This window comes from Streptomyces sp. NPDC107454 (assembly GCF_055582885.1).
Window position 1 is genome coordinate 180,202 of the sequence record NZ_JBVJPA010000013.1, and the last position, 21,475, is coordinate 201,676.

Here is a 21,475-nt window from a genome sequence, read left to right on the forward strand (position 1 = left end):
GTGGCCGGCGCACATCCGGCGGTCCGCCGTGCGCGGCTGCGACCGCCGCGCGGCGCCCGCGCCGAAGTCGCGCCTGTCGCGTGCGGGCCCGGGCCGGGTGTGCGCCCCTGTCACAGTTGCGCGAGCTTTTCGAGGACGGGCGCGGCCTCGCGGACCTTCGCCCACTCGTCCTCGTCGAGGGCCTCGACCAGTCCGGCAAGGAACGCGTTGCGCTTGCGGCGGCTCTCCTCGAGCATCGCCTCGGCCTTGTCGGTCTGGGTGACGACCTTCTGGCGCCGGTCCTCGGGGTGCGGCTCCAGCCTGACCAGGCCCTTGGCTTCCAGCAACGCGACGATGCGGGTCATCGACGGTGGCTGCACATGCTCCTTACGGGCGAGCTCGCCGGGTGTGGCGGTGCCACAGCGGGCGAGGGTGCCGAGCACCGACATCTCGGTCGGGCTCAGCGACTCGTCGACCCGCTGGTGCTTGAGTCGACGCGACAGCCGCATTACTGCGGAGCGCAGGGCGTTCACGGCGGCAGCGTCGTCGCCATGGGTGAGGTCAGCCATGTCTTTAGGGTAACTCATTACCCTCTCTAAAGAGCCACAGGATGCCCGTGACACGGGCCACTGAACCTTTACGTCACCCATATGAGTGAGTCGCCTCCAGAAAGTGACCCCTCGTCCCTCCTGCTCCCGCGACCCTCGACTGCATGGGGACCAGCGTGCTCAGCCTGCGGATAGACGGGGAGCTGCTCGACCGGCTCCGACACCATGCCGCCAAACGCGGAATGAGCGTCCAGGACTATGTCGTCCGGACGCTCATTCGCGATGACTTCGACGAGCGGTTCCAGACCGCGGTCGAGGAGACGGAGAAGTTCTACGGCGGGGTCACGTGAGACCCCGTGGGGCCGCTCGCGTGACCCCCCGGGGACCGCTTACGTCAGGCCCAGGGCCGGCATCAGGTAGTAGAAGGCGAACACCGCCGAGACGACGTACATCGCGACCGGGATCTCCCGCGCGCGGCCGGCGGCCAGGCGCAGCACCACGAAGGTGATGAAGCCCATGCCGATGCCGTTCGTGATCGAGTAGGTGAACGGCATCATCACCATGGTCACGAAGGCGGGCATGGCGATCGTGTAGTCCGCCCAGTCGATCTCCTTGACCGAGCCGGAGAGGATCAGGAAGCCGACCGCGAGCAGGGCGGGGGTCGCGGCCTGGGACGGGACCATCGTGGCGATGGGGGTCAGGAAGAGGGCCACGGCGAAGAGCGCGCCGGTGACGACGTTCGCGAAGCCGGTGCGCGCGCCCTCGCCGACGCCCGCCGTGGACTCCACGAAGCAGGTGGTGGCCGAGGAGGAGGTGGCGCCGCCCGCGGCGACCGCGATGCCGTCGACGAAGAGGACCTTGTTGATGCCGGGCATGTTGCCCCGCGCGTCCGTCAGCTTGGCCTCGTCGCCGATGCCCATGATCGTGCCCATCGCGTCGAAGAAGCACGACAGCAGCACGGTGAAGACGAAGAGGACGCCGGTCAGCACGCCGACCTTGCCGAAGCCGCCGAAGAGGCTGACCTTGCCGACGAGACCGAAGTCCGGGGTGGCGACCGGGTTGCCGGGCCACTTCGGGGTGGTCAGACCCCAGGACGGGACCTTCGCGACGGCGTTGATGATCAAGGCGAGGACCGTCATGCTCACGATCGAGATGAGGATGGCGCCGGGCACCTTGCGCACGATCAGCGCGAGCGTGAGCAGCGTGCCGAGGATGAAGATCAGGACGGGCCAGCCGTTGAGGTGACCGTCGGCGCCGAGCTGGAGCGGAACGGTGGTCTGGGCGATGTCCGGGATGCGCGAGACGAAACCGGAGTCGACCAGGCCGATCAGCATGATGAACAGGCCGATACCGATCGAGATGCCCTTGCGCAGGCCCAGCGGCACGGCGTTCATGACGCGCTCGCGCAGACCGGTCGCGACAAGGAGCATCACGATGAAGCCCGCGAGGACGACCATGCCCATGGCGTCCGGCCAGGACATCCGCGGGGCGAGCTGGAGGGCGACGACCGTGTTCACGCCGAGGCCCGCCGCCAGCGCGATCGGCACGTTGCCGATGACGCCCATGAGCAGCGTGGTGAAGGCCGCGGTCAGGGCGGTCGCGGTGACCAGCTGGCCGTTGTCCAGGTGGTGCCCGTACATGTCCTTCGCGCTGCCCAGGATGATCGGGTTCAGCACGATGATGTAGGCCATCGCGAAGAAGGTGGCGAAACCGCCGCGGATCTCGCGGGGCAGGGAGCTGCCGCGCTCGGAGATCTTGAAGTAGCGGTCCAGCGCACCCTGCGCGGGGCCGGACCCCGGCTGGTCCGGGGCGGGGGCCTTGGTGGTGGCCGAGGTGGACATGGGTGACCTCATACGTGCGGGGCCTTGCGGGCCAGGACTGGCGCCGGGCGATGGGGGTACCCCCTGCTCGAGCGAAGCCGAGAACTTGGGGGAAGGCGCCGGGCTGGGGGGAAACATGATCGAGTCTGGCCGCCGCGCGATCACCAACAGGTTTCCCAGATGTTTCTGTTGGAGTTTCGTACGAACAGAAAGAGCCAGACTCGGACCGTTTCAGTATGAACATATGAGTCTGAAATCGCTATCTCCGCGCGTAGACCGTTGGTATACAAGGGCCCGCACGGGTCCGGCGGAGCCGGGGCGAACGGCCTCGTAAGCTGTGTCCATGGCGAAGTGGACCCCCAAGCACGAGGCGCCGGAGCCCCTGGAGGGCCCCGTCGTCGCCACCATCACCGGCGGCACGATCCTCTGGTTCGTCCTCTTCGTGGTGCAGCTGCCGTTCTACGGCTGGTTCGACGACCACGGGCACCTGTGGTGGCTGTGGACCTGCCTGGCCGGCGCGGGCCTCGGCCTGATCGGCATCTGGTACGTGCGTGGGCGCGACGCCGCCCTCAAGAGGGCCGCCACTGAAGCGGAGCAACAGCCCTCCGCCACTACCGAGTAACCGGCCGCTGCTGCGGAGTAACCAGCTCCCCCTACAACCACGGCATCATGCGCCGCCACCCCGGTCCTCCCCTGGTCGGATCTTTGGGGCACTCGGCGGGTGAAGCCGTATTTCCACACGTACCGTCGAATGCATGACGCACATCGACGCGGGCGCCGAACTCGACCCTGTTCACCCCGTGCCCCTGCCCGCCCCCAAGCGGGCCCCGGGGCTGTCCGCCGCCGAAGTGGCCGAACGGGTCGCCCGCGGCGAGGTGAACGACGTCCCCGTGCGCAGCAGCCGCTCCATGGGCGAGATCGTCCGCGCCAACGTCTTCACCCGGTTCAACGCGATCATCGGTGTGCTCTGGCTGATCATGCTGTTCGTGGCGCCGTTCCAGGACAGCCTGTTCGGGTACGTGATCATCGCCAACACCGGGATCGGCATCATCCAGGAGTGGCGGGCCAAGAAGACCCTGGACTCCCTCGCGGTGATCGGCGAGGCGAAGCCGACGGTCCGCAGGGACGGGGTCGCGGGCGAGGTCGGTACGTCGGAGATCGTGCTGGACGACGTGATCGAGATCGGGCCGGGGGACAAGATCGTCGTGGACGGCTCGTGCGTCGAGGCGGACGGTCTGGAGATCGACGAGTCACTGCTCACCGGTGAGGCGGACCCGGTGGTCAAGCACGCGGGCGACGAGGTCATGTCGGGCAGCTTCGTGGTCGCGGGCGGCGGCGCGTTCACCGCGACGAAGGTGGGCCGGGAGGCGTACGCGGCGCAGCTCGCCGAGGAGGCGTCCCGGTTCACACTGGTCCACTCCGAGCTGCGCAGCGGTATCTCCACGATCCTCAAGTACGTGACGTGGATGATGATCCCGACCGCGATCGGTCTGGTCATCAGCCAGCTCGTGGTCAAGCAGCACGGCTTCAAGGACTCCATCGCCCGTACGGTCGGCGGGATCGTCCCGATGGTCCCCGAGGGCCTGGTCCTGCTCACCTCCGTGGCCTTCGCGATCGGCGTCATCCGGCTTGGCCGGAAACAGTGCCTCGTGCAGGAACTTCCCGCCATCGAGGGCCTCGCCCGCATCGACACCGTCTGCCTCGACAAGACCGGCACCCTCACCGAGGGCGGCATGGACGTCACCGAGCTGCGGCCCGTCCAGGGCGCCGACGAGACGTACATACGCAAGGCCCTCGGGGCGCTCGGCGAGTCCGACCCGCGCCCGAACGCCTCCCTCCAGGCGATCATCAACTCCTACCCGGACACCGAGGACTGGCGCTGCACCGAGTCGCTGCCCTTCTCCTCGGCCCGCAAGTACAGCGGGGCGTCCTTCAGCGAGGGCAACGGCGAGTCGAGTACGTGGCTGCTCGGCGCCCCCGACGTCCTGCTGCCCGACGGGGATCCGGCGCTCGCCGAGACCGCCCGGCTGAACGAGGACGGGCTGCGGGTGCTGCTGCTCGCCAAGGCCTCGAAGGACCTCGACGACCCCAAGGTGACGGAGGGCGCCCGCCCCACCGCCCTGGTGGTCCTGGAGCAGCGGCTGCGCCCGGACGCGGCGGACACCCTGCGCTACTTCGCCGAGCAGGACGTCAAGGCGAAGGTCATCTCCGGCGACAACGCGGTATCGGTGGGCGCGGTGGCCGGGAAGCTCGGCCTGAGCGGCACTGTCGTGGACGCGCGCCACCTTCCCGACGAGAAGGAGGAGATGGCGAAGTCGCTGGACAAGGGCACGGTGTTCGGACGGGTCACCCCGCAGCAGAAGCGGGACATGGTGGGCGCGCTCCAGTCACGCGGCCACACGGTGGCGATGACGGGCGACGGCGTGAACGACGTGCTCGCCCTGAAGGACGCCGACATCGGCGTGTCCATGGGCTCGGGCTCGGAGGCGACCCGGGCGGTGGCCCAGATCGTGCTGCTCAACAACAGCTTCTCGACGCTGCCCTCGGTGGTCGCGGAGGGCCGCCGGGTCATCGGCAACATCACCCGCGTCGCGTCCCTCTTCCTGGTGAAGACGGTCTACTCGGTGCTGCTGGCCATCCTGGTGGTGTGCTGGCGGGTCGAATACCCCTTCCTGCCCCGGCACCTGACCCTGCTGTCCACGCTGACCATCGGCATCCCGGCGTTCTTCCTCGCGCTCGCGCCCAACACGGAGCGGGCGAGACCGCACTTCGTCCGGCGGGTCATGCGGTACTCGATCCCCGGCGGCGTCGTCGCGGCCGTCGCCACCTTCATCACGTATCTGGTGGCCCGTCACCACTACACCGGTCCTGGCGAGCTGGACGCGCAGACCAGCGCCGCCACGCTGACACTGTTCCTGATCTCGATGTGGGTGCTGGCGATCATCGCCCGCCCGTACACCTGGTGGCGCGTCGCCCTGGTGGCCTCGATGGGCCTGGCGTTCCTCGTCGTGCTGATCGTGCCGTGGCTCCAGCACTTCTTCGCCCTGAAGCTGGTGGGCGTGCAGATGCCGTGGATCGCGGTGGGCATCTCGGTGGTGGCGGCGGCCACCCTGGAGTTCCTGTGGAAATGGGTGGACCGCCGCTTCCCGGCGTAGCCCGAGTGGGTCAGCGCACGTCTATGTAGTCACCGGTGGCGTTGACCGCCGGGGTGGTCGTGGTGCCGGCGAAGGCGTAGCGGTAGGTGCCGTCGACGGACGCCTTGACCGTCGTCTTCAGGGCGCCGCCGCTGGTCGTCCTGATCGTCTTGACCGTGGTGTAGGCGCCGGCGCCCTTCTTCTTGAACTGCAGCTTCACCGACTGACCCGTGTAGCCGACGTACTTCCCGTACTCCCAGCTCGCGCGCGTCAGGGCACCGGTGACCGTGATGGTCCTGCCCTTCTTCACCGGCTCCGGGGCCGCGTTGACCGTCAGCTTGGAGAGGCGCTGGAGCTTGAAGCTGCCCGCCTTCTCCTTCCAGATGAAGTTGGAGTCGTCGCCGTTGGCGTCGACCCAGGCGTCCACGTACCAGGTGCCCGCCTGGTCGCTCGTGACGTCGTACACCCGCGGGTCGACGGTGAAGCTGGTGGAGCAGGTCGACGTCGTGGCGCTCGCGGCGACGCACTTCACCGAGGACGTGGTGAGGATGCCGTAGCCGGGGCCGTTGAGGGTGATGTCGGCGCCTTTGATGCCCTTGTCGTCGGTGGCGGTGACAGCGACCGTGAACTTCTTGACGGTCGCCGCGCCGATGACGACGTCCTTGCCGCCGTTCACGACGACCTTGGTGATCTTCGTGTCCCCCTGGCTGCCGTCCGCGAAGGCCGCGGGCGCCAGAGCGGCTCCGGCTGCGGCGAAGGACGCGAGCAGGGCGACGGTGGTGGTGCGCTTGCGCATGGATTCCCCCCATGGGTTGAGGTGCCCGCTGACGAACCGGGCGAGGTGCCAAACGACGAACCCGCGCCCCTGGATGGGACGCGGGGAGAAGCACGAAGCAGCTGGTGGTGACTACTGCACGTCGACGTAGTCGCCCGTGGCGCTGACGGCCGGGGTCGTCGTGGTGCCCGCGAAGGAGTAGCGGAAGGTGCCGTCGACGGACGCCGTGGCCGTCGTCTTCAGCGCGCCACCCGAGGTCGTCTTGATCGTCTTGACCGTGGTGTAGGCGCCGGCGCCCTTCTTCTTGAACTGCAGCTTCACCGGCTGGCCCGTGTAGCCCGTGTACTTGCCGGTCTGCCAGTCGGCGCGGGTCAGGGCACCGGTGACCGTGATGGTCTTGCCCTTCTTCACCGGCTCCGGAGCCGCGTTGACCGTCAGCTTGGAGGCGCGCTGGACGTAGAAGCTCTTGGCGTTGTCCTTCTGGACGTAGTTGTTGTCCTTGGCCTGCGCGATCGCCCAGACCTTCCAGGTGCCCGCGTGCGCGTTGAGCAGCTGCTCGTTGGCCTGGATCGTGAAGGTCTCCTTGCAGTTCGAGGTCGTGCTGCTGACCGCGGTGCAGGTGGCCTTCGCGCCGCCGTTCTCGTTCGGAACGGCGCCGTTGTCGGAGTCGTCGATGTTCGCGCCGTGGTACAGCACCGCGAGCGCCATCTTGATGCCGGAGTTGTCAGTGGCCGTGAAGGTGACCGTGAAGGTCTTCTTCGTGGTCGTGCCGAAGACGACCCCCTTGCCGCCGTTGACGACGACGTTGGAGATCTTGGTGTCGCCATGGACGTCGTCGGCGTGGGCGGCCGGTACGACGAAGGCGGAGAGGGCCAGGGCGCCGGAGACGGCGGCCACAGTGGCGCGGATGCGCATGCGATCCCCAAGTGGAGAAAGGGGCCCCGGTGGTGAGTGGTCGTTCCTCACGGCTCGTCTTCCCTTGGGGCCCAAGTGATCGTGGAGTCTGTTGACTCGGGTGATCAGATTCGCGAGGCGAGCGAATGGTTGTACGGCCCGTGGAACCTTTGTGCGGGTATGACGAAGGTCACAGTGCGAGCCCGCCGGAGGGGACGCGGACGACCGCGCACACCCTCCGACGGGCCCCTGCCCGAGCTCAGTCGAACCAGCGGTCCCGGGCCAGTTCCTCCGTGCGGGACGGGTCCTCCAGCAGGGCCGCGACCTCGAAGCGGCGCGGCCACTGTCCGGCCGCCCAGGCGAGGCCGGCCGCCACGCCCTCCAGGGTGGCGGCGTGCAGCACCCCGTCCCGCGTGCGGCGCCAGTCCAATTCGGTGCCGTCGACGACGAGTTCCTCGTGTTCGACGTACGAGGTGGGGGTCGAGGGGCCCAGCAGGACCCGCACGGACTCCGGTACGTCGTGCTCGGTGCCCTCCGAGGTCACCTCGCCGGTCACCGACTCGCTGAGCCGCCGCACCTGGAACAGCTCGGCGAGATCGGCGGCGCGCGCGGGCCGTACGGGGAGCAGCGGCATGCCGCCGGTGAAGGGCAGCAGGTCGGGCGAGTCGACGACCACGGCGTCGGCGGCGTCCACCACGGCCACCTCGCCGTCCACCACGGCCCGCAACTCGTCCGGCAGGGTCACCTGTTCGGGATCGAGGTCGGCCAAGGCCCCGTAGAGAGCGTGCAGTTGCGCTCCGGAGACCTCGCGGTCGGGGTCGGCGAGCCGGTCGAGGAGTTCGGCGGCGCCACCGGGCTCGCCCAGGAGGGCGGCCACGGACGTGCGTACGCCCAGCGCCCGCAGGACCTGCTCGTCGTCGAAACCGGTGGCGTCGGCGGCGTCGTACAGGCCGTGCAGGAGGGGGTCGCCGCCCTCCGCCCGCAGACCGGCCGGGCGGCGGCCGTCGAGGACGGGGTGGTCGCGCAGCCACCACGCCGTGTACGGCCGGACGATCTCGTGCGTGCCGTCCGGGAGGAGGATCCGCACCGGCTGGGTGAGCGCGTCCCGCAGGGGCGGCCGGGAGAGCAGGGCGAGTGCCTGCGGCCAGCGGTCGTCGTCGACCAGGTCCAGGTCCCGTACGGCGACGATCTCCGTCGCGACCGGCGGCACCGGTGCGTCGGGCAGCCGGTCGAGGACGTCCTCGCACCACACGTCGACGGCGTCCAGCAGACCCGCGTCGTCGGGTTCGGCGAAGTCCGAGTCGCGAGGCTCCAGTTCGTCCGGGTCGAGGACGACGTCGGTGGCGCGGACGAGGGTGAAGTTGGCGAGCACACCACAGGCCGCCAGCGGCTGTTCGCCCCAGCGGTCGGCCAGCTCGCCGTCGACGAAGGCGAGTTCGTCCTCGCGCATGACCTGCGCGAAGGAGCTGCCGGGCAGCACGAGTTCGCCCGCGGGGAGGAGTTCGCCCTCCTCGTCGGGCAGGGCGAGAGCGCCCAGCCAGGGTTCGTCGCCGGGTTCGAGGCCGGCGTCACGGACGAGGGCGAGGACGAGGTCCGCCAGCTCCTCGGTGTCCGGGGTCTCCTGGTCCCAGGCCGCGCCCTCGTCGTCGAGGGAGGCGGCGACGGCGGCACGCACCTGCGGGGTGGTGAGGACGGCGCGGGGGGTGGCCGGGAGGGCGCCCAGCTTCTCCAGGAGAGGGTGGGCGGCGTCCGGGTGGGCGACCTTGAGGCCGAGGCGGGCGAGGGCGTCGGAGGTGGCGGCCCAGGTGTCGTCCGGAGTGGGCCCTTCGGGGAGCGGCAGCAGGATCTGGCGGGGGCCGATGGTCGTACGGCCGTCGGCGAGCGGTACGGGCAGGCCGGAGAGCCGGTCCGGGTCGACGCCGGCGAGGCTGTCGTACAGCCGCCGCCACCAGCCCGGGTCCTTCTCCAGGCCGGCCAGCCGGTCCACGGCCTCGGTGAGCGGGACGCGGGCGACACCCAGCGTCCGCAGCTCCACCCGGCGTTCCAGACCGGCGGGCAGCAGGCTGGGGATCACCTCGGCGAGGACGCGGACGGTGTCGGCACCGGCGCCCTCGACGACCTCGGCGTCGCGCGGCCGCAGGGCGTCCGGGTTCTCCGCGATCTCCGCGAGACCGATCCCGGCCCCGGTCGCGTCGCTCTCGCCCTCGGGCCAGTCCACCGGAGTGTCCTGGTCCTTGGCCTGCGGGACGGCGGGCGGCAGGAAGGCGGTACGCGGCAGCCGGTCCAGGATCGCCTGGCGCAGGGTGCCGTCCAGCTCGCCCTTGCCGAGGGGGCCGGGCACGAGGTCGATGATCCCGGTGTCCACGGGGCGCCAGGCGGCGAGGAGTTCGGCGTAGGCGTCCGCGGCGCGCTCCACCAGGAACTCGGTGAGCGGGCCGGGCGCGGCATGGCGCCGGGTGGTGTCGAGCGGGAGGGAGGCGATGAGGAGGGCCGGCACGCCGAGGGGTTCGTCGCTGGGGGTGGGCGCGTGCACGACGGGGCTGGTACGGGGCCGGGCGGGCGTGCCGTCCTCGTCCACCGGGACGGCCCAGGTCACCGACCAGTGGGGGCGCAGGCGCTCCTCCACCGGGCGGTCGGCGAGCAGGACGGGGTCGAGGGGGCCGTGGTGGGAGACGGTGCGGTAGGGCGTGCTGCCGTGGCGGGAGTCCTCGATGGTGACGCCGTGCTCGTCGCCGCGGCGCCGCAGCGTGCGTACGTCCTCGTCGCCCTCCCCGACCTCGACGATCACTTCCTCCAGGCCCGGGAGGGCGAGCAGGAGGGCGTCGTCGATGTTCTGCAGGAGGCGCTCGGCGAGGCCCTCGGCGGCGGGGTCGCGCAGCGGGAGGATCACTACGGTGTCGTACGGTTCCGGGGCGGTGCCCTCGGCCGCGAACGGCAGCCGCAGCAGCGGCACATGGCCGTCGCGCCGACGGATCTCGTCCCCGAGGCCCGGGCTGTGGCGGGCGGTGTCCGCCGCCAGTTCGCGGGCCTCGGCGAGGGACCAGCGCACGCCGCCGTGCCGGCCGACCACCGCGGGCTCGTCGGTCACCGCGAGGACGGCCGCGAAGCCGACGCCGAAGCGGCCGACGGCGGTGTCGTGCGCGTCCCGCTTCGCGGAGGCGCGGAGGGTGGCGAGCGATTCGACGCCGGCCGCGTCGAGGGGGGCGCCGGTGTTGGCCGCGAGGAGCACTCCGTCGCGGAGGGTGAGGCGGAGACGGCCGGGGACGCCGGCGCGGGCTGCCGCGTCGGCGGCGTTCTGGGCGAGCTCCACGACGAGCCGGTCCCGGTAGCCGCCGAGGACGAGGTCCTCCTCGGCGTTGGCGTCCTCGCGGAACCGGGCCGGGCTGGTGGCCCAGGCGTCCTGCACGCCGCGGCGCAGGCGGGCCGTGCCGAACGGGTCCGCGCCCTCGGCTGCCGGCCGCACGAACTTGCTCACGGTTCACTCTCCCTCTCGCTTCGCGCGATCGCGAGCGCTGGGCCCGGCCGCGGCACGAAGGTACCGCGCGGCGGAAGGGGTTCCGGCCCGGCCCACGGTGCGTGCGAGCCGCCGGCGGTCCTGAACCGGGGCTACGCCCCGCAGTCCCCACCCACAGATCCCCTGTGTCTGCGGGCCGGTGGGGGCTGGTCGCGCAGTTCCCCGCGCCCCTGACGGGGCGCTGCGCGCATCCTTCAGGCCGATCGGGGGTTTGGGGGCGGAGCCCCCGAGTGAGGAGGGGACGGGTAGGGGCGGCGGGGGCGAGGGACCCTACGAGTGGCCCAGTTCGGCTGCGGTTTCGTCGGGGGTGAGGGAGACCGAACCGGAGTCCGGGGACGGGCGCAGGGGGAAGGGGTCGACCTGGGTCTCGTCGATGACCGGAGGGGCCGGGCGGGGAGTTTTGGGCATGACCGCGGCCTCGGAGTGGCCGCCACAGCCGTAGGAGAGCGAGACGACACGCCCGTCCGCCGGAGAGAACTCGTTCGCACAGACACCGAACGCCTGCCCGAGCGAGCCCCCGATGGGGTTCAGGAAGCCACAGCTGACGCAGGACGCCGGGGCGGCCTGGGCCATCGCCGTCTTGGGGCCGTACGACTCCTCCCAGCGGTCGGCCGCGACATGCAGGCCGTAACGGGAGAGGACACGCGCCCGGCGCAGGCCGAGTTCCTCCGCGACGGCCGCGATCGAGCCGCGGCGCGGGGCGAACGGCAGGTGCGCGGGGGTACCGGCGGTGACCTCGGCGTCCTCCGCCTCGACCAGTTCCGCCATGTCCTGGGAGACCGCGGAGTTCGGCGCGGGCTCGTCCTCGCCGGAGAAACCGGGCTCCAGACGCAGATCCTCGGCGTCCGTGGGCAGCAGGTCGCCCGGGCCCATGTCCCCGGGACGCAGCCGCTCGCTCCACGGCACCCACTCGGGGGCGAGCAGGGAGTCGGGGCCGGGCAGCAGCACCGTCTCGTCGAGCGTGACGGCCTTCGCGCGGGAGGCACGGGCGACGGTGACGGCCCAGCGCCAGCCGCGGTACCCGAACTCCTTGCACTCGAAGTAGTGCGTGACAACGCGGTCCCCCTCGGAGACCAGTCCCACGTGCTCGCCGACTACGCCGGGGGCGGCGGCCTCCTCGGCGGCGGTGCGCGCGAGGTCGACGGCCTCGGCGCACAGGCGGTCGGGGGTGCGGCTTCGCGTTGTCGCTGCGCTCACAGGTATCGCTTCTCTCCTACGCCGTCTCACGGGTGCGCCATTCCTCGGCGGGAGTGCGGACGGAGCGGACCGGTGGGCCGCGTCGACGTCCACGCCCGATCGCACTCGGGCGCACCTACGTCATCCATTCTGCGGGATGACCGAGAGGCGCGCGGCCGAGAACAACCGCCGCAGGCGCGCTACGCACGCTACCTTCTCCTGAGCCCTGGGCCCACACCGGCGGGGCGCTTCCGCACTCCGCGCCAGGTTTCCGGACCGCTCCGAGGCAGTGTTTTCGCACCCCACACGCCCTCTCGTACGGATCGAAAAGAACCTCGCACAACCGTCGCGGTCGGCCGGAAAACGCTCCTCGCCCCCGCCCCGGTCCGGTTCGGCACCCCGACACGCGCCCCGCATACGGCCCGTCACCAGCCCACTCGGCCGCCATACGCGCGGTAACCCCACTACGTACGCAGTTCTCGGGGCACTATTGCGGAGTGGCAGCCGCGAGGTCGCCCCAAGGAGCCGCCGGTGTCGGCGCTGCCAAGGGAGGCACCAGAAGTGGCGGATCGGGCCGGATGACCGGTTCCGTCCGCGCGATGGGCCGTGCCCTGCATTTCCCGGTGACCGGAACGGCGCGCGGGATCCGCAAGGCGACGCACGCCCACGGGGCGGGCGAATCCGGCCTCGGGAAACTGATCGAGCTGCACGCGGTGAACGGCGCCGGCGATGTCATGATCACCGTCGCGCTCGCCTCCACCGTCTTCTTCTCGGTGCCCACCGACGAGGCACGGGGGCGCGTCGCTCTCTACCTCGCCATCACCATGGCGCCCTTCACCGTCCTCGCCCCGGTGATCGGCCCGCTTCTGGACCGTCTGCCGCACGGCCGCCGGGCCGCGATGGCCGGCGCGATGTTCGCCCGGGCCCTGCTCGCGCTGCTGCTGTCGGGCGCGGTCGTGACCGGCAGCCTGGAGCTGTATCCCGCCGCGCTGGGCGTGCTGGTCGCGTCCAGGTCGTACGGGGTCGTACGAAGCGCCGTGGTGCCACGGCTGTTGCCACCCCGGTTCTCCCTGGTGAAGGCGAACTCCCGGGTCACCCTGGGCGGACTCCTGGCCACCGGCATCGCCGCGCCGATCGGGGCGGGGTTGCAGGCCCTCGGCCCGCGTTATCCGCTCTACGGCGCCTTCGTCATCTTCATCGCGGGCACGTTCCTGTCGTTCACGCTGCCGCCCAAGGTCGACTCGGCCAAGGGCGAGGACCGGGCGCTGCTGGTCGCGGACGAGGAGCATCTGCACGGACCGCAGCTCATCAAGGACAAGCTGCGGCGGCCGGGACTGCGCACCGTCGGCACGGCCGTCACCCACGCCCTCGGCGCCAACGCGGCCCTGCGCTGCCTCTCCGGCTTCCTGATCTTCTTCCTCGCCTTCCTGCTCCGCGAGCACCCGCTCACCGGCGAGAGCGCGGCCGTCTCGCTCGGGATAGTGGGCGTCTCGGCGGGCGCGGGCAACGCGCTCGGCACGGCGGTCGGGGCCTGGCTGAAATCGCGCGCCCCGGAGATCATCATCGTGACGGTCGTCGCGTGTGTGCTGGGCGCCGCGATCACCGCCGCCCTCTTCTTCGGGGCCTTCCTGGTGGCCTGTCTGACGGCGGTCGCGGGGTTCTCGCAGGCGCTCGCCAAGCTCTCTCTGGACGCGCTGATCCAGCGGGACGTGCCAGAACTCGTCCGTACGTCGGCGTTCGCGCGCTCGGAGACGCTGTTGCAGGTGGCCTGGGTGTTCGGCGGCGCGATCGGCATCGTGCTGCCCCTCAACGGCACGCTCGGCCTGTCGGTGGCCGCCGCGATCGTCGCCGTCGGATGGCTGACCACCACGCGGGGGCTGCTCGGCGCGGCGCGGCGCGGGGGCCAGGCGCGCTCACGCGTGGCCTGACGGCGGCACGCCGTACCCCACGTGGGGAGAGCGGTGGACGTGCCCGATAGCCTTCGGCCATGACCTCCCTGCCCCGCGGCAGAGCCGCCAATGGACATCGCCGTCGCGCCGTTGCCGCTCTCGGCGCCGTTTCCGCCGGACTTCTCGTCCTGTCCGCCTGTGACAAGCCGACGCCGCTGGCCACCATCACGGTCGGCAAGAACTCCGTCAGCTCCGAGACCGACTGCTACAACGACGGCAAGGAGGTGAAGGCCGCGGACCTGGCCAAGTGCCTCAAGGGCACGGACATCAAGTCCATCAAGGTCGACCCCGACGAGACCGTCCGGTTCGGTGTGGACCCGAAGATCGCCGACAACGGCTGGACGATCCTGATGAACGGTCAGCCGCTGACCGACTCCAGCAAGAAGACGTACCGCACGATCCCGGGCAGCGTGTTCTTCAACGCGCAGTACGGCGCGAGCGGCAACTCCACGCTGGTCTCCATCAAGGAGGGCGACAAGACGGTGACCGGTCTGTGGACCTTCAAGTTCAAGAAGGACGCCTGATCGCTGCCGCTGGGCTGAAGGTGCTGGTGGCCACCGCCGTTCCCGTGGAGAGGGACGCGGTGGCCGGGGCGTTCACTGCCACCGGCCGTTCGCTGCGGCTGCCCGGGGCGACCCTGGAGCGGCTGTCACCGGCCGCCGGCGACAGCACGTCCGCCCGCGTGAGCCTCGATCTGCTGGCCGCCGGGGTGGGGCCCGCTCCGGCCGCCGCGTCCACCGCGGGCGCCCTCACCGCGGCCGCCCTGGACGGCGCCCCCTACGACCTCGTCGTCTCCACCGGGATCGGGGGCGGTTTTCAGCCGGAGGCTCCGGTGGGATCTCTCGTCGTCGCCGACGAGATCACCGTGGCGGACCTCGGCGCCGAGACCGGGGACGGGTTCCTGCCGGTCACCGAGCTCGGGTTCGGGACCGTCAGCCACCGTCCTCCACCATCACTCGTACGAGAAGTCGTGTCGGCCACGGGTGGACGCGCCGGAACCGTACTGACCGTGTCCACCGTGACGGGCAGCGCCGCGCGCGCCGCCGAGCTGCGGGCCCGCCACCCGCGCGCCCTCGCCGAGGCCATGGAGGGCTTCGGCGTCGCCGAGGCGGCCGCCGCGCACGGTGTGCCCGTACTGGAGATGCGCGCGGTCTCCAACCCCGTCGGGCCGCGCGACCGCGCCGCCTGGCGCATCGGGGAGGCTCTCGCGGCCCTCACCGAGGCGTTCGGGAAGCTCGCGCCCGTCCTGGAGAGTTGGAACCCACATGACCCAGACCACCAGCCCTGAGAAGACGCTGCAGATCGCGTACTCGCCCTGCCCGAACGACACCTTCGTCTTCGACGCCTGGGCCCACGGCCGCGTCCCGGGCGCGCCCGCGCTCGACGTGACCTTCGCGGACATCGACATCACCAACGGCATGGCCGAGCGCGGCGAGTTCGACGTGCTGAAGGTGTCGTACGCCGTCCTGCCGTACGTCCTCGACGAGTACGCGCTGCTGCCGTGCGGGGGCGCGCTGGGCCGGGGCTGCGGGCCCCTGGTCCTCACCCGTGAGCCGGACGCGGACCTGACCGGGCGCACGGTCGCCGTGCCGAGCGAGCGGTCGACCGCCTACCTGCTCTTCCGTCTCTGGGCCGCGGACACCGTTCCCGGCGGGGTCGGCGAGATCGTCGTCATGCCCTTCCACGAGATCATGCCGGCGGTACGGGACGGGAAGGTCGACGCCGGACTCGTCATCCACGAGGCCCGTTTCACGTACCAGAACTACGGGCTGCACAAGCTCGCGGACATGGGCGAGCACTGGGAGCGCACGACCGGACTGCCCATCCCCCTCGGCGCGATCATCGCCAAGCGCGCGCTGGGCGAGGAGCGTCTGAAGGGCCTCGCCGACGCCGTCCGTGCCTCGGTCCGCGCCGCCTGGGACGACCCGGAGGTCTCCCGCCCCTACGTCCTCGAACACGCCCAGGAGATGGACCCGGCCGTCGCCGACCAGCACATCGGCCTGTACGTCAACGAGTTCACCGCCGACCTCGGGGAGGACGGCTACGCCGCGATCCGGGGTCTGCTCACCCGCGCCGCCGCCGAAGGACTGGTCCCGGCACTCGGACCCGACGCCCTGTCGTTCCCCTGATCCCCGGCCGACGGCATGGACGGGGCCGGGGGGCAGTTCAAGCCCCTCGGCCCGGACACGCCTCCGGCGCTTCCTTCCGCCGCCCGCCCGCGGGCTATACGTCGAGTTGGTCGGCGACCGCTCGCAGAAGGCCCGCGATCTTCTTGCCGGAGGTCTTCTCGGGGTAGCGGCCCTTCTCCAGCATCGGCGTGATGTTCTCGAGAAGGGTCGTCAGATCCTGCACGATGGAGGCCAGTTCGTCCGGCTTACGGCGCTGGGCGGCCGCGACGGAGGGGGTCGGGTCCAGGATGGTCACCGAAAGCGCCTGGTCACCGCGCTGTCCGGCGACGACGCCGAACTCCACGCGCTGGCCGGGCTTGAGCACATCTACTCCGGCGGGCAGGACCGAGGAATGAACGAAGACGTCGCCGCCGTCGTCGCGGGAGAGAAAGCCGAAGCCCTTCTCGCTGTTGAACCACTTGACCTTGCCGGTAGGCACGTCTGTCCTCGTCCTCGTACTCGTCGGGAACTGCTCTGAAACTGCACGGGCGCACACTCGGGCCGTTGCACGGGCAACGGTCGGAAACTGCCCCGGATAGCACTACAGCGGGTCGTCGGACCCGCCGGTACCAAGGCTAATGGTCCCGGGGCCGGTGACAAGACGTCGCCGGATTGTTCCTTCGCGCTGGGAACTACCCTGGTCCGGTGCGTGACAAAACCCAACCGAATTCCACCGAGCCCGGTGACCGGCTGATCCGTGCCGGTGCCATCGTGTTCTTCGTCGGAGCCGTGGCCACACTCGTCACCGTGGCCCCGCTACTCCTCCATACGACGCCTTTTCCGACGTACATGTTCGGCTTGAGCATGCTCATGGGCGTCGGCTTCCTGATCGCCGCGGCGGGGGTGTTCCGGTCCATCGCCGCGGGACGCCGTCAGGCCCGCGCGATTCAGGCCCGTACGGCCTCCCGGTAATCCCCCCGGTAGTCGCTCAGCCACGCCGGGAACTCCGTCAGGTCGGCCAGCACGACATCCGCGCCCGCCGCGCGCAGCTCCGCCGCGTCGCACGGGCCGGTGGCGACCGCGACGGAGTACGCGTCCGCGGTGCGCGCGCCGCGGACGTCGCCGGTGTGGTCGCCGACGTACACGCTCGCGCCGTGCTCCCGCAGCGCCTGCGCCTTCTGCTCGGCCCACAGGTTGCCGACGACCGCGTCGGCGTCGATGCCCAGGTGGTCCAGATGCAGCTTGGCGTTGGGCTCCCACTTCGCGGTGACGACGACCGCGCGCCCGCCCGCCGCGCGGACCGCCGCGACGGCCTCGCGGGCGCCGGGCATCGCGAGTGTGCCCGTGATGGCGTGCCCGGGGTACATCTCGCGGTAGAGGTCGGCGATCGCGGGCACCTGGTCCGCCGGGAACCAGTTGATCAACTCCTCCGCCAGCGGCGGTCCGAGCCGCGTGACGGCCAGGTCGCAGTCGATGTACGTCCCCGTGCGCTCCGAAAGTGCCTGGTAGCAGGCGTGGATGCCGGGGCGGGAGTCGATCAGGGTCATGTCGAGGTCGAAGCCGACGGTCAGCAGGTGGGGAGTCCGGGGGGTCGTCGATGCGATAGGCATATGGACCATTGTGCCCACGCGCCCATGTGCCCATGTGATGGCCGGTGGCGGTCGCTCGCGCGGGTCAGCGGCGTCGCTGTGAGCGCCACACCAGGTACAGCGCCGAGGCCACGGCCGCGCCCCTGACCACCCACGGCCAGGTCTGCGCGACCGCCTCGTTCATGTGCCCCTTGACGATCGGATCGCCCCAGCGGCCGTCCGTACGGCCCCACAGCCAGACGACGCCCGCCGTCACGGCCAGCCCCGGCATGCCGAGCACGGCCCACTTCGACTCGACGGGGCTCAGCCGGCGGGAGGCCCAGGCGATGAGCCAGCCGAGGCCGAGGGCGAACCAGTTGCCGAGGGCGGCGCCGACGACGAGGAGGACGGCGGCCAGCAGAAGGAGGGGGTTGCTCCAGTTGCCGGGGCGGGGGAGCCGGCGACGGGGCGCGGCGGCGACGTCGGGGTCTTCGGCGGGGGCGGGCTTCTCGGTCTTGGGTGCCTTGGCCGACTTGGAGGGCTTGGAAGACCCGGAGGACTTGGAGGACTTGGCGGACTTGGCCGGATCGTCCTCGTCCCCGGTCGCGTCCTCGTCGTCGTCCTCGTGCTGCGGTGGCGGTTTGAGGAGTTCGGGGATCTCCACGCCGCCGACGAATCCCGGCACGTTGTCCCCCAGCCCGAACGGGCTGGTGTCCTTGCGCCACCAGTCCGGATCCGCGGAGCTGTCGCCCAGTTCGTGCGTGCTCGCGAGGTGGGGCGGGGAGGGGGCGTCGTCGGCCTCGGTGGGGCGGGGCGCGGGTTTCGGTTCCGCCGGGCGCGGCCTCGGGACGACTCGGCGCAGGCCCTTGGGGCGGTCGGCGTCCTCGCCGGCGCGCTGGGTGGGGACGGCGGCCCAGGTGTCCGTACCGGCCTCGGAGGCGCCCTCGCGGGCTGCGGCGACGATGTCGTCCGGGGTGCCGAGGCGGGAGAGGATGCGGCGGACGGCGGCCGGGCTGTCGACGGGGGCCTTCGCCCGGCGTCGGTCGATCTCGTTGCGCAGCTCCGACACGAGTCGCATGCGGGTGGCCGAGGGCAGCTGGCGCTGCTGGGCCAGGTCTCCGACGCGGCTCAGATAGTCGAATACGAGCTGGTCGCTCTCAATCCCCACGAAGTCCCCTCCGGGGCGCGCACGTTGTAGACCCCGCGGCCACGACGGTACCGCGTACACCCCGAGTTCTTCGCCCCCAGACCCCCAGGTGGGTTCTTCGGCCGACGGGTGGGTGGGCAACACACCCGGGGTCCGGGGCGCAGCCCCGGGGATGGGACGGGTAGGGGCGGCGGGGGCGAGAAACCACTACCGTTGAGCGGATGAGCACAGAGGAGCACCCCACGCCGGACCGAACCCCGGACCCCGCCCCGCAGGGCACCGCTCCGCGCTCCCTCGCGGAAGCCCTCCGCGCCCGGGACGACGCCTCCCTGTCGGCCCTCCTCCGCACCCGCCCCGACCTCATCACCCCCGTCCCCACGGACCTCACCCAGCTCGCCACCCGCGCCGGCACCCGCGCCTCGGTGGTCCGCGCCCTGGAGCGCCTGGACCGGTTCGCGCTCCAGACCGCGGAGGCCCTCGCCGTCGCGTCGGACCCGGCGGCGCACGACGAACTGCTCGCACTGCTGGCGGGCGACGACAAGGACCCGGCGGTCACGGCGGCGTTCCCGCGCGCTCTGGGGACGCTCCGCGAGCAGGCCCTGGTGTGGGGCCCCGACGACCGCCTGCGCCTCGTCCGGACGGCGCGCGAGCTGCTCGCACCGTCTCCTCAGCACCCGTCCCCCACCGGCCTGGGCCCGACCGTCGCCGAAGCCACGGCCGGGATGTCCCCGGGGCGCATCCAGGAGATCGTGGCCGAGGCCGGACTGCCGACCACCCACGACGCCGTCTCCGCCGTCACCTCGCTCACCGCGCTGTTCACCGACAGGGCCCGGATGTCGACGCTCCTCGACACCGCCCCGGCCGAGGCGGTGGAGGTGCTGTCCCGGCTGGTGTGGGGGCCGCCCTACGGCCAGGTGACCGCCGACCCCGCACGCCATCTGCGCTGGCTGATCGACCGCGGGCTGCTGCTGCCGACGGCGCCCGGCACGGTCGTACTGCCCAGGGAGGTCGCCCTGCATCTGCGGGCGGGCCGCGCGCACCGGGCGACGGAACCGGTGGCCCCGGCGGTCGAGGCCGCGCGGACGCACCGTCCACAGGCTGTGGACAGCGCGGCGGCGGGCCAGGCGTACACGGCGCTCGCCACCGTCGAGGAGCTGCTCAAGGACTGGCACGAGGGCGGGCCCGCCGTCCTGCGCGCCGGTGGGCTCAGCGTGCGGGACCTGAAGCGGACGGCGGTGGCGCTGGACGTCGCGGAGCCGGTGGCCGCGTTCTGGGTCGAGCTCGCCTACGCGGCGGGACTGCTGGCCTCGGACGGGGAGGCCGACGAGCGGTACGCGGCCACCCCCGCCTATGACGAGTGGCTGGAGAGGCCCGCCGCCGAACGGTGGGCCACGCTCGCCTCGGCGTGGCTGGCCGCGACCCGTACGGCGGGCCTGATCGGCGGGCGGGACACGAAGGACCGTACGTTGTCGGCGCTGGGGCCCGGCCTCGACCGCTCGGCGGCCCCCGAGGTCCGCCACCGCGTCCTCGCCCTCCTCGCCACCCTGCCCGAGGGCACCGCCGCCACCCCGGACTCGGTCCTCGCCCACCTCCAGTGGGAGCGTCCGCTGCGCGGGGACCGGAGCACGGCCGAGGATCTGCGGGCCCGGCTCGCCCGGTGGACGCTCTCCGAGTCGGAGCTGCTGGGAGTCACCGGCCGGGGCGCCCTCTCGGCGCAGGGCCGGGCGCTGCTGGGGCTGCCGTCGGGGAGCGTGCGGGAGACCGGGACGCGCGCCCCGTCCGGTCCCGGCGACAAGCTCCCCGCCCACAAGCACCACCGCCCCGCCGTCGAGACCCCCCTCTCCGAAACCCCGCGCTCCCCCGCCGAGCAGGCCGCAGCCGTCGCCCACGCCGCCCGGCTCCTCGCCCCGCTGCTGCCCGAGCCCCTGGACCACGTCCTCCTCCAGGCGGACCTGACCGCCGTCGCCCCCGGCCCGCTGGAGCGGCCCCTCGCCGACACGCTCGGCGTGCTCGCGGACGTCGAGTCGAAGGGCGGGGCGACGGTCTACCGCTTCACCCCGGGGTCGGTACGGCGCGCTCTGGACGCGGGCCGGTCGGCCTCGGACCTGCACGCGTTCCTCGCGGCCCACTCCCGCACACCCGTCCCGCAGCCGCTCGCCTATCTGATCGACGACGTGGCGCGCCGGCACGGCCATCTGCGGATCGGAGCGGCCTCGGCGTACGTCCGCTGCGACGACGACGCGCTGCTGAGCGAGATCCTCGCCGACAAGCGCTCGCAGGGACTGCGGCTGCGCCGCCTCGCACCCACCGTGCTCGCCGCCCAGGCCGACCCGGCGGCCCTGCTGGAGGGCCTGCGCTCGATGGGCTTCGCGCCCGCCGCGGAGTCCGCCGAGGGCGATGTGCTGATCACCCGCGCGCACGCCCATCGCACCCCGCCGCGCTCCGCCCCCGTGCCGGTCCCGGACGGTCCGCCGGTACCCGACGCCACCCTCCTCGGTGCCGCGATCCGCGCCATCCGCGCCGGTGACCTGGCCTCCACGACCCCGCGCAAGGACACGCAGGCACCGGCGCCGGGCACCGGCGAGCTGCCGCGCACCAGCTCCGCCGAGACCCTCGCCACCATGCAGGCCGCCGTCATGACCGGTGAGGCGGTGTGGATCGGGTATGTGAACGCCGAGGGCGCCGCCAGCCAGCGCGTGATCGCCCCGATCCGGGTGGAGGGCGGCTTCGTGACGGCGTACGACCACACCGCGGACGAGGTCCGCACCTATCCGTTGCACCGCGTGACGGGGGTCGCCGAGCTCGCCGACGACCAGCCGTGATCACCGCCCCTTGAGGCACACTGGACGTTTGGCCGGTCATC

At 71.9% G+C, this 21,475-nt stretch carries 18 protein-coding genes; 9 read left to right on the plus strand and 9 right to left on the minus strand.

Features of this window, described 5'->3' with window-relative positions; all coding sequences use genetic code 11:
* Positions 1–110: 110 nt before the first annotated feature.
* The gene (locus ACZ69M_RS31850) at positions 111–548 is read right to left on the minus strand and encodes a MarR family winged helix-turn-helix transcriptional regulator (protein ID WP_054235179.1); all 438 of its coding nucleotides are present in this window, start codon (positions 546–548) and stop codon (positions 111–113) included.
* 143 nt (positions 549–691) lie between these two features.
* Between ACZ69M_RS31850 and ACZ69M_RS31855 the strand changes: the two genes are divergently transcribed.
* The gene (locus ACZ69M_RS31855; RefSeq protein ID WP_403689393.1) at positions 692–877 is read left to right on the plus strand and encodes a ribbon-helix-helix protein, CopG family; all 186 of its coding nucleotides are present in this window, start codon (positions 692–694) and stop codon (positions 875–877) included.
* A 39-nt stretch (positions 878–916) separates the two neighbouring features.
* On the opposite strand, the gene ACZ69M_RS31860 is transcribed toward ACZ69M_RS31855, so the two are convergent.
* Complete coding sequence (locus tag ACZ69M_RS31860; RefSeq protein WP_470055252.1) at positions 917–2,368, minus strand: NCS2 family permease; 1,452 nt, start codon at positions 2,366–2,368, stop codon at positions 917–919.
* A gap of 322 nt (positions 2,369–2,690) precedes the next feature.
* Between ACZ69M_RS31860 and ACZ69M_RS31865 the strand changes: the two genes are divergently transcribed.
* A complete protein-coding gene (locus ACZ69M_RS31865; RefSeq protein ID WP_403689396.1) occupies positions 2,691–2,969 on the plus strand; it encodes a DUF2530 domain-containing protein in 279 nt (92 codons plus the stop codon).
* 133 nt (positions 2,970–3,102) lie between these two features.
* Positions 3,103–5,502 carry a cation-translocating P-type ATPase gene (locus ACZ69M_RS31870; RefSeq protein WP_470055254.1) on the plus strand — a complete coding sequence of 800 codons (2,400 nt, stop codon included), beginning with the start codon at positions 3,103–3,105 and terminating at the stop codon, positions 5,500–5,502.
* Between the two features lie 10 nt (positions 5,503–5,512).
* Here the strand turns inward: ACZ69M_RS31870 and ACZ69M_RS31875 are convergent, their stop codons facing one another.
* From ACZ69M_RS31875 to ACZ69M_RS31890, 4 genes are all read right to left on the minus strand, one after another.
* Positions 5,513–6,277 (minus strand): calcium-binding protein, encoded by a 765-nt coding sequence (locus ACZ69M_RS31875; protein ID WP_470055256.1) that lies wholly within the window; start codon positions 6,275–6,277, stop codon positions 5,513–5,515.
* A 111-nt stretch (positions 6,278–6,388) separates the two neighbouring features.
* On the minus strand, positions 6,389–7,171 hold the full coding sequence (locus tag ACZ69M_RS31880; protein ID WP_470055258.1) for a DUF5707 domain-containing protein: 783 nt from the start codon (positions 7,169–7,171) through the stop codon (positions 6,389–6,391).
* Positions 7,172–7,409: 238 nt separating this feature from the next.
* Complete coding sequence (locus ACZ69M_RS31885) at positions 7,410–10,625, minus strand: sacsin N-terminal ATP-binding-like domain-containing protein (protein ID WP_470055260.1); 3,216 nt, start codon at positions 10,623–10,625, stop codon at positions 7,410–7,412.
* Positions 10,626–10,934: 309 nt separating this feature from the next.
* A complete protein-coding gene (locus tag ACZ69M_RS31890; protein WP_470055262.1) occupies positions 10,935–11,861 on the minus strand; it encodes a DUF3027 domain-containing protein in 927 nt (308 codons plus the stop codon).
* 476 nt (positions 11,862–12,337) lie between these two features.
* Here ACZ69M_RS31890 and ACZ69M_RS31895 point away from each other — a divergent pair, with 476 nt between their 5' ends.
* From ACZ69M_RS31895 to ACZ69M_RS31910, 4 genes are read left to right on the plus strand one after another with little or no spacing between them, the layout of a single operon-like run.
* Positions 12,338–13,768 (plus strand): MFS transporter, encoded by a 1,431-nt coding sequence (locus ACZ69M_RS31895; protein ID WP_470055264.1) that lies wholly within the window; start codon positions 12,338–12,340, stop codon positions 13,766–13,768.
* Positions 13,769–13,827: 59 nt separating this feature from the next.
* Positions 13,828–14,313: a DUF2771 domain-containing protein gene (locus tag ACZ69M_RS31900; protein WP_382183447.1), complete on the plus strand. Its 486-nt coding sequence runs from the start codon at positions 13,828–13,830 to the stop codon at positions 14,311–14,313.
* Between the two features lie 26 nt (positions 14,314–14,339).
* Entirely contained in the window at positions 14,340–15,077 is a 738-nt protein-coding gene (locus ACZ69M_RS31905) for a futalosine hydrolase (RefSeq protein ID WP_470055266.1), read from the plus strand.
* Positions 15,055–15,918: a 1,4-dihydroxy-6-naphthoate synthase gene (locus ACZ69M_RS31910; protein WP_470055268.1), complete on the plus strand. Its 864-nt coding sequence runs from the start codon at positions 15,055–15,057 to the stop codon at positions 15,916–15,918. The genes ACZ69M_RS31905 and ACZ69M_RS31910 overlap by 23 nt, the downstream gene beginning before the upstream one ends.
* Positions 15,919–16,012: 94 nt before the next feature.
* On the opposite strand, the gene ACZ69M_RS31915 is transcribed toward ACZ69M_RS31910, so the two are convergent.
* Positions 16,013–16,396, minus strand: coding sequence for a cold-shock protein (locus tag ACZ69M_RS31915; RefSeq protein ID WP_352044096.1), 384 nt, complete (start codon positions 16,394–16,396; stop codon positions 16,013–16,015).
* 206 nt (positions 16,397–16,602) lie between these two features.
* On the opposite strand from ACZ69M_RS31915, the gene ACZ69M_RS31920 reads away from it, so the two are divergent.
* The gene (locus ACZ69M_RS31920; protein ID WP_470055270.1) at positions 16,603–16,869 is read left to right on the plus strand and encodes a hypothetical protein; all 267 of its coding nucleotides are present in this window, start codon (positions 16,603–16,605) and stop codon (positions 16,867–16,869) included.
* On the opposite strand, the gene ACZ69M_RS31925 is transcribed toward ACZ69M_RS31920, so the two are convergent.
* Positions 16,845–17,516 carry an HAD family hydrolase gene (locus tag ACZ69M_RS31925; RefSeq protein WP_470055272.1) on the minus strand — a complete coding sequence of 224 codons (672 nt, stop codon included), beginning with the start codon at positions 17,514–17,516 and terminating at the stop codon, positions 16,845–16,847. The two genes, ACZ69M_RS31920 and ACZ69M_RS31925, sit on opposite strands and share 25 nt — an antisense overlap.
* A gap of 55 nt (positions 17,517–17,571) precedes the next feature.
* On the minus strand, positions 17,572–18,633 hold the full coding sequence (locus tag ACZ69M_RS31930) for a hypothetical protein (protein ID WP_470055274.1): 1,062 nt from the start codon (positions 18,631–18,633) through the stop codon (positions 17,572–17,574).
* A gap of 200 nt (positions 18,634–18,833) precedes the next feature.
* Between ACZ69M_RS31930 and ACZ69M_RS31935 the strand changes: the two genes are divergently transcribed.
* The gene (locus ACZ69M_RS31935) at positions 18,834–21,434 is read left to right on the plus strand and encodes a helicase-associated domain-containing protein (RefSeq protein WP_470055276.1); all 2,601 of its coding nucleotides are present in this window, start codon (positions 18,834–18,836) and stop codon (positions 21,432–21,434) included.
* Positions 21,435–21,475 lie beyond the last annotated feature (41 nt).

Excerpts from the sequence above, each read along its gene's own strand:
- ACZ69M_RS31850 (WP_054235179.1), bottom strand. The coding sequence starts at position 548 with ATGGCTGACCTCACCCATGGCGACGACGCTGCCGCCGTGAACGCCCTG.
- ACZ69M_RS31855 (WP_403689393.1), top strand. The coding sequence starts at position 692 with ATGGGGACCAGCGTGCTCAGCCTGCGGATAGACGGGGAGCTGCTCGAC.
- ACZ69M_RS31860 (WP_470055252.1), bottom strand. The coding sequence starts at position 2,368 with ATGTCCACCTCGGCCACCACCAAGGCCCCCGCCCCGGACCAGCCGGGG.
- ACZ69M_RS31865 (WP_403689396.1), top strand. The coding sequence starts at position 2,691 with ATGGCGAAGTGGACCCCCAAGCACGAGGCGCCGGAGCCCCTGGAGGGC.
- ACZ69M_RS31870 (WP_470055254.1), top strand. The coding sequence starts at position 3,103 with ATGACGCACATCGACGCGGGCGCCGAACTCGACCCTGTTCACCCCGTG.
- ACZ69M_RS31875 (WP_470055256.1), bottom strand. The coding sequence starts at position 6,277 with ATGCGCAAGCGCACCACCACCGTCGCCCTGCTCGCGTCCTTCGCCGCA.
- ACZ69M_RS31880 (WP_470055258.1), bottom strand. The coding sequence starts at position 7,171 with ATGCGCATCCGCGCCACTGTGGCCGCCGTCTCCGGCGCCCTGGCCCTC.
- ACZ69M_RS31900 (WP_382183447.1), top strand. The coding sequence starts at position 13,828 with ATGACCTCCCTGCCCCGCGGCAGAGCCGCCAATGGACATCGCCGTCGC.
- ACZ69M_RS31910 (WP_470055268.1), top strand. The coding sequence starts at position 15,055 with ATGACCCAGACCACCAGCCCTGAGAAGACGCTGCAGATCGCGTACTCG.
- ACZ69M_RS31925 (WP_470055272.1), bottom strand. The coding sequence starts at position 17,516 with ATGGTCCATATGCCTATCGCATCGACGACCCCCCGGACTCCCCACCTG.
- ACZ69M_RS31935 (WP_470055276.1), top strand. The coding sequence starts at position 18,834 with ATGAGCACAGAGGAGCACCCCACGCCGGACCGAACCCCGGACCCCGCC.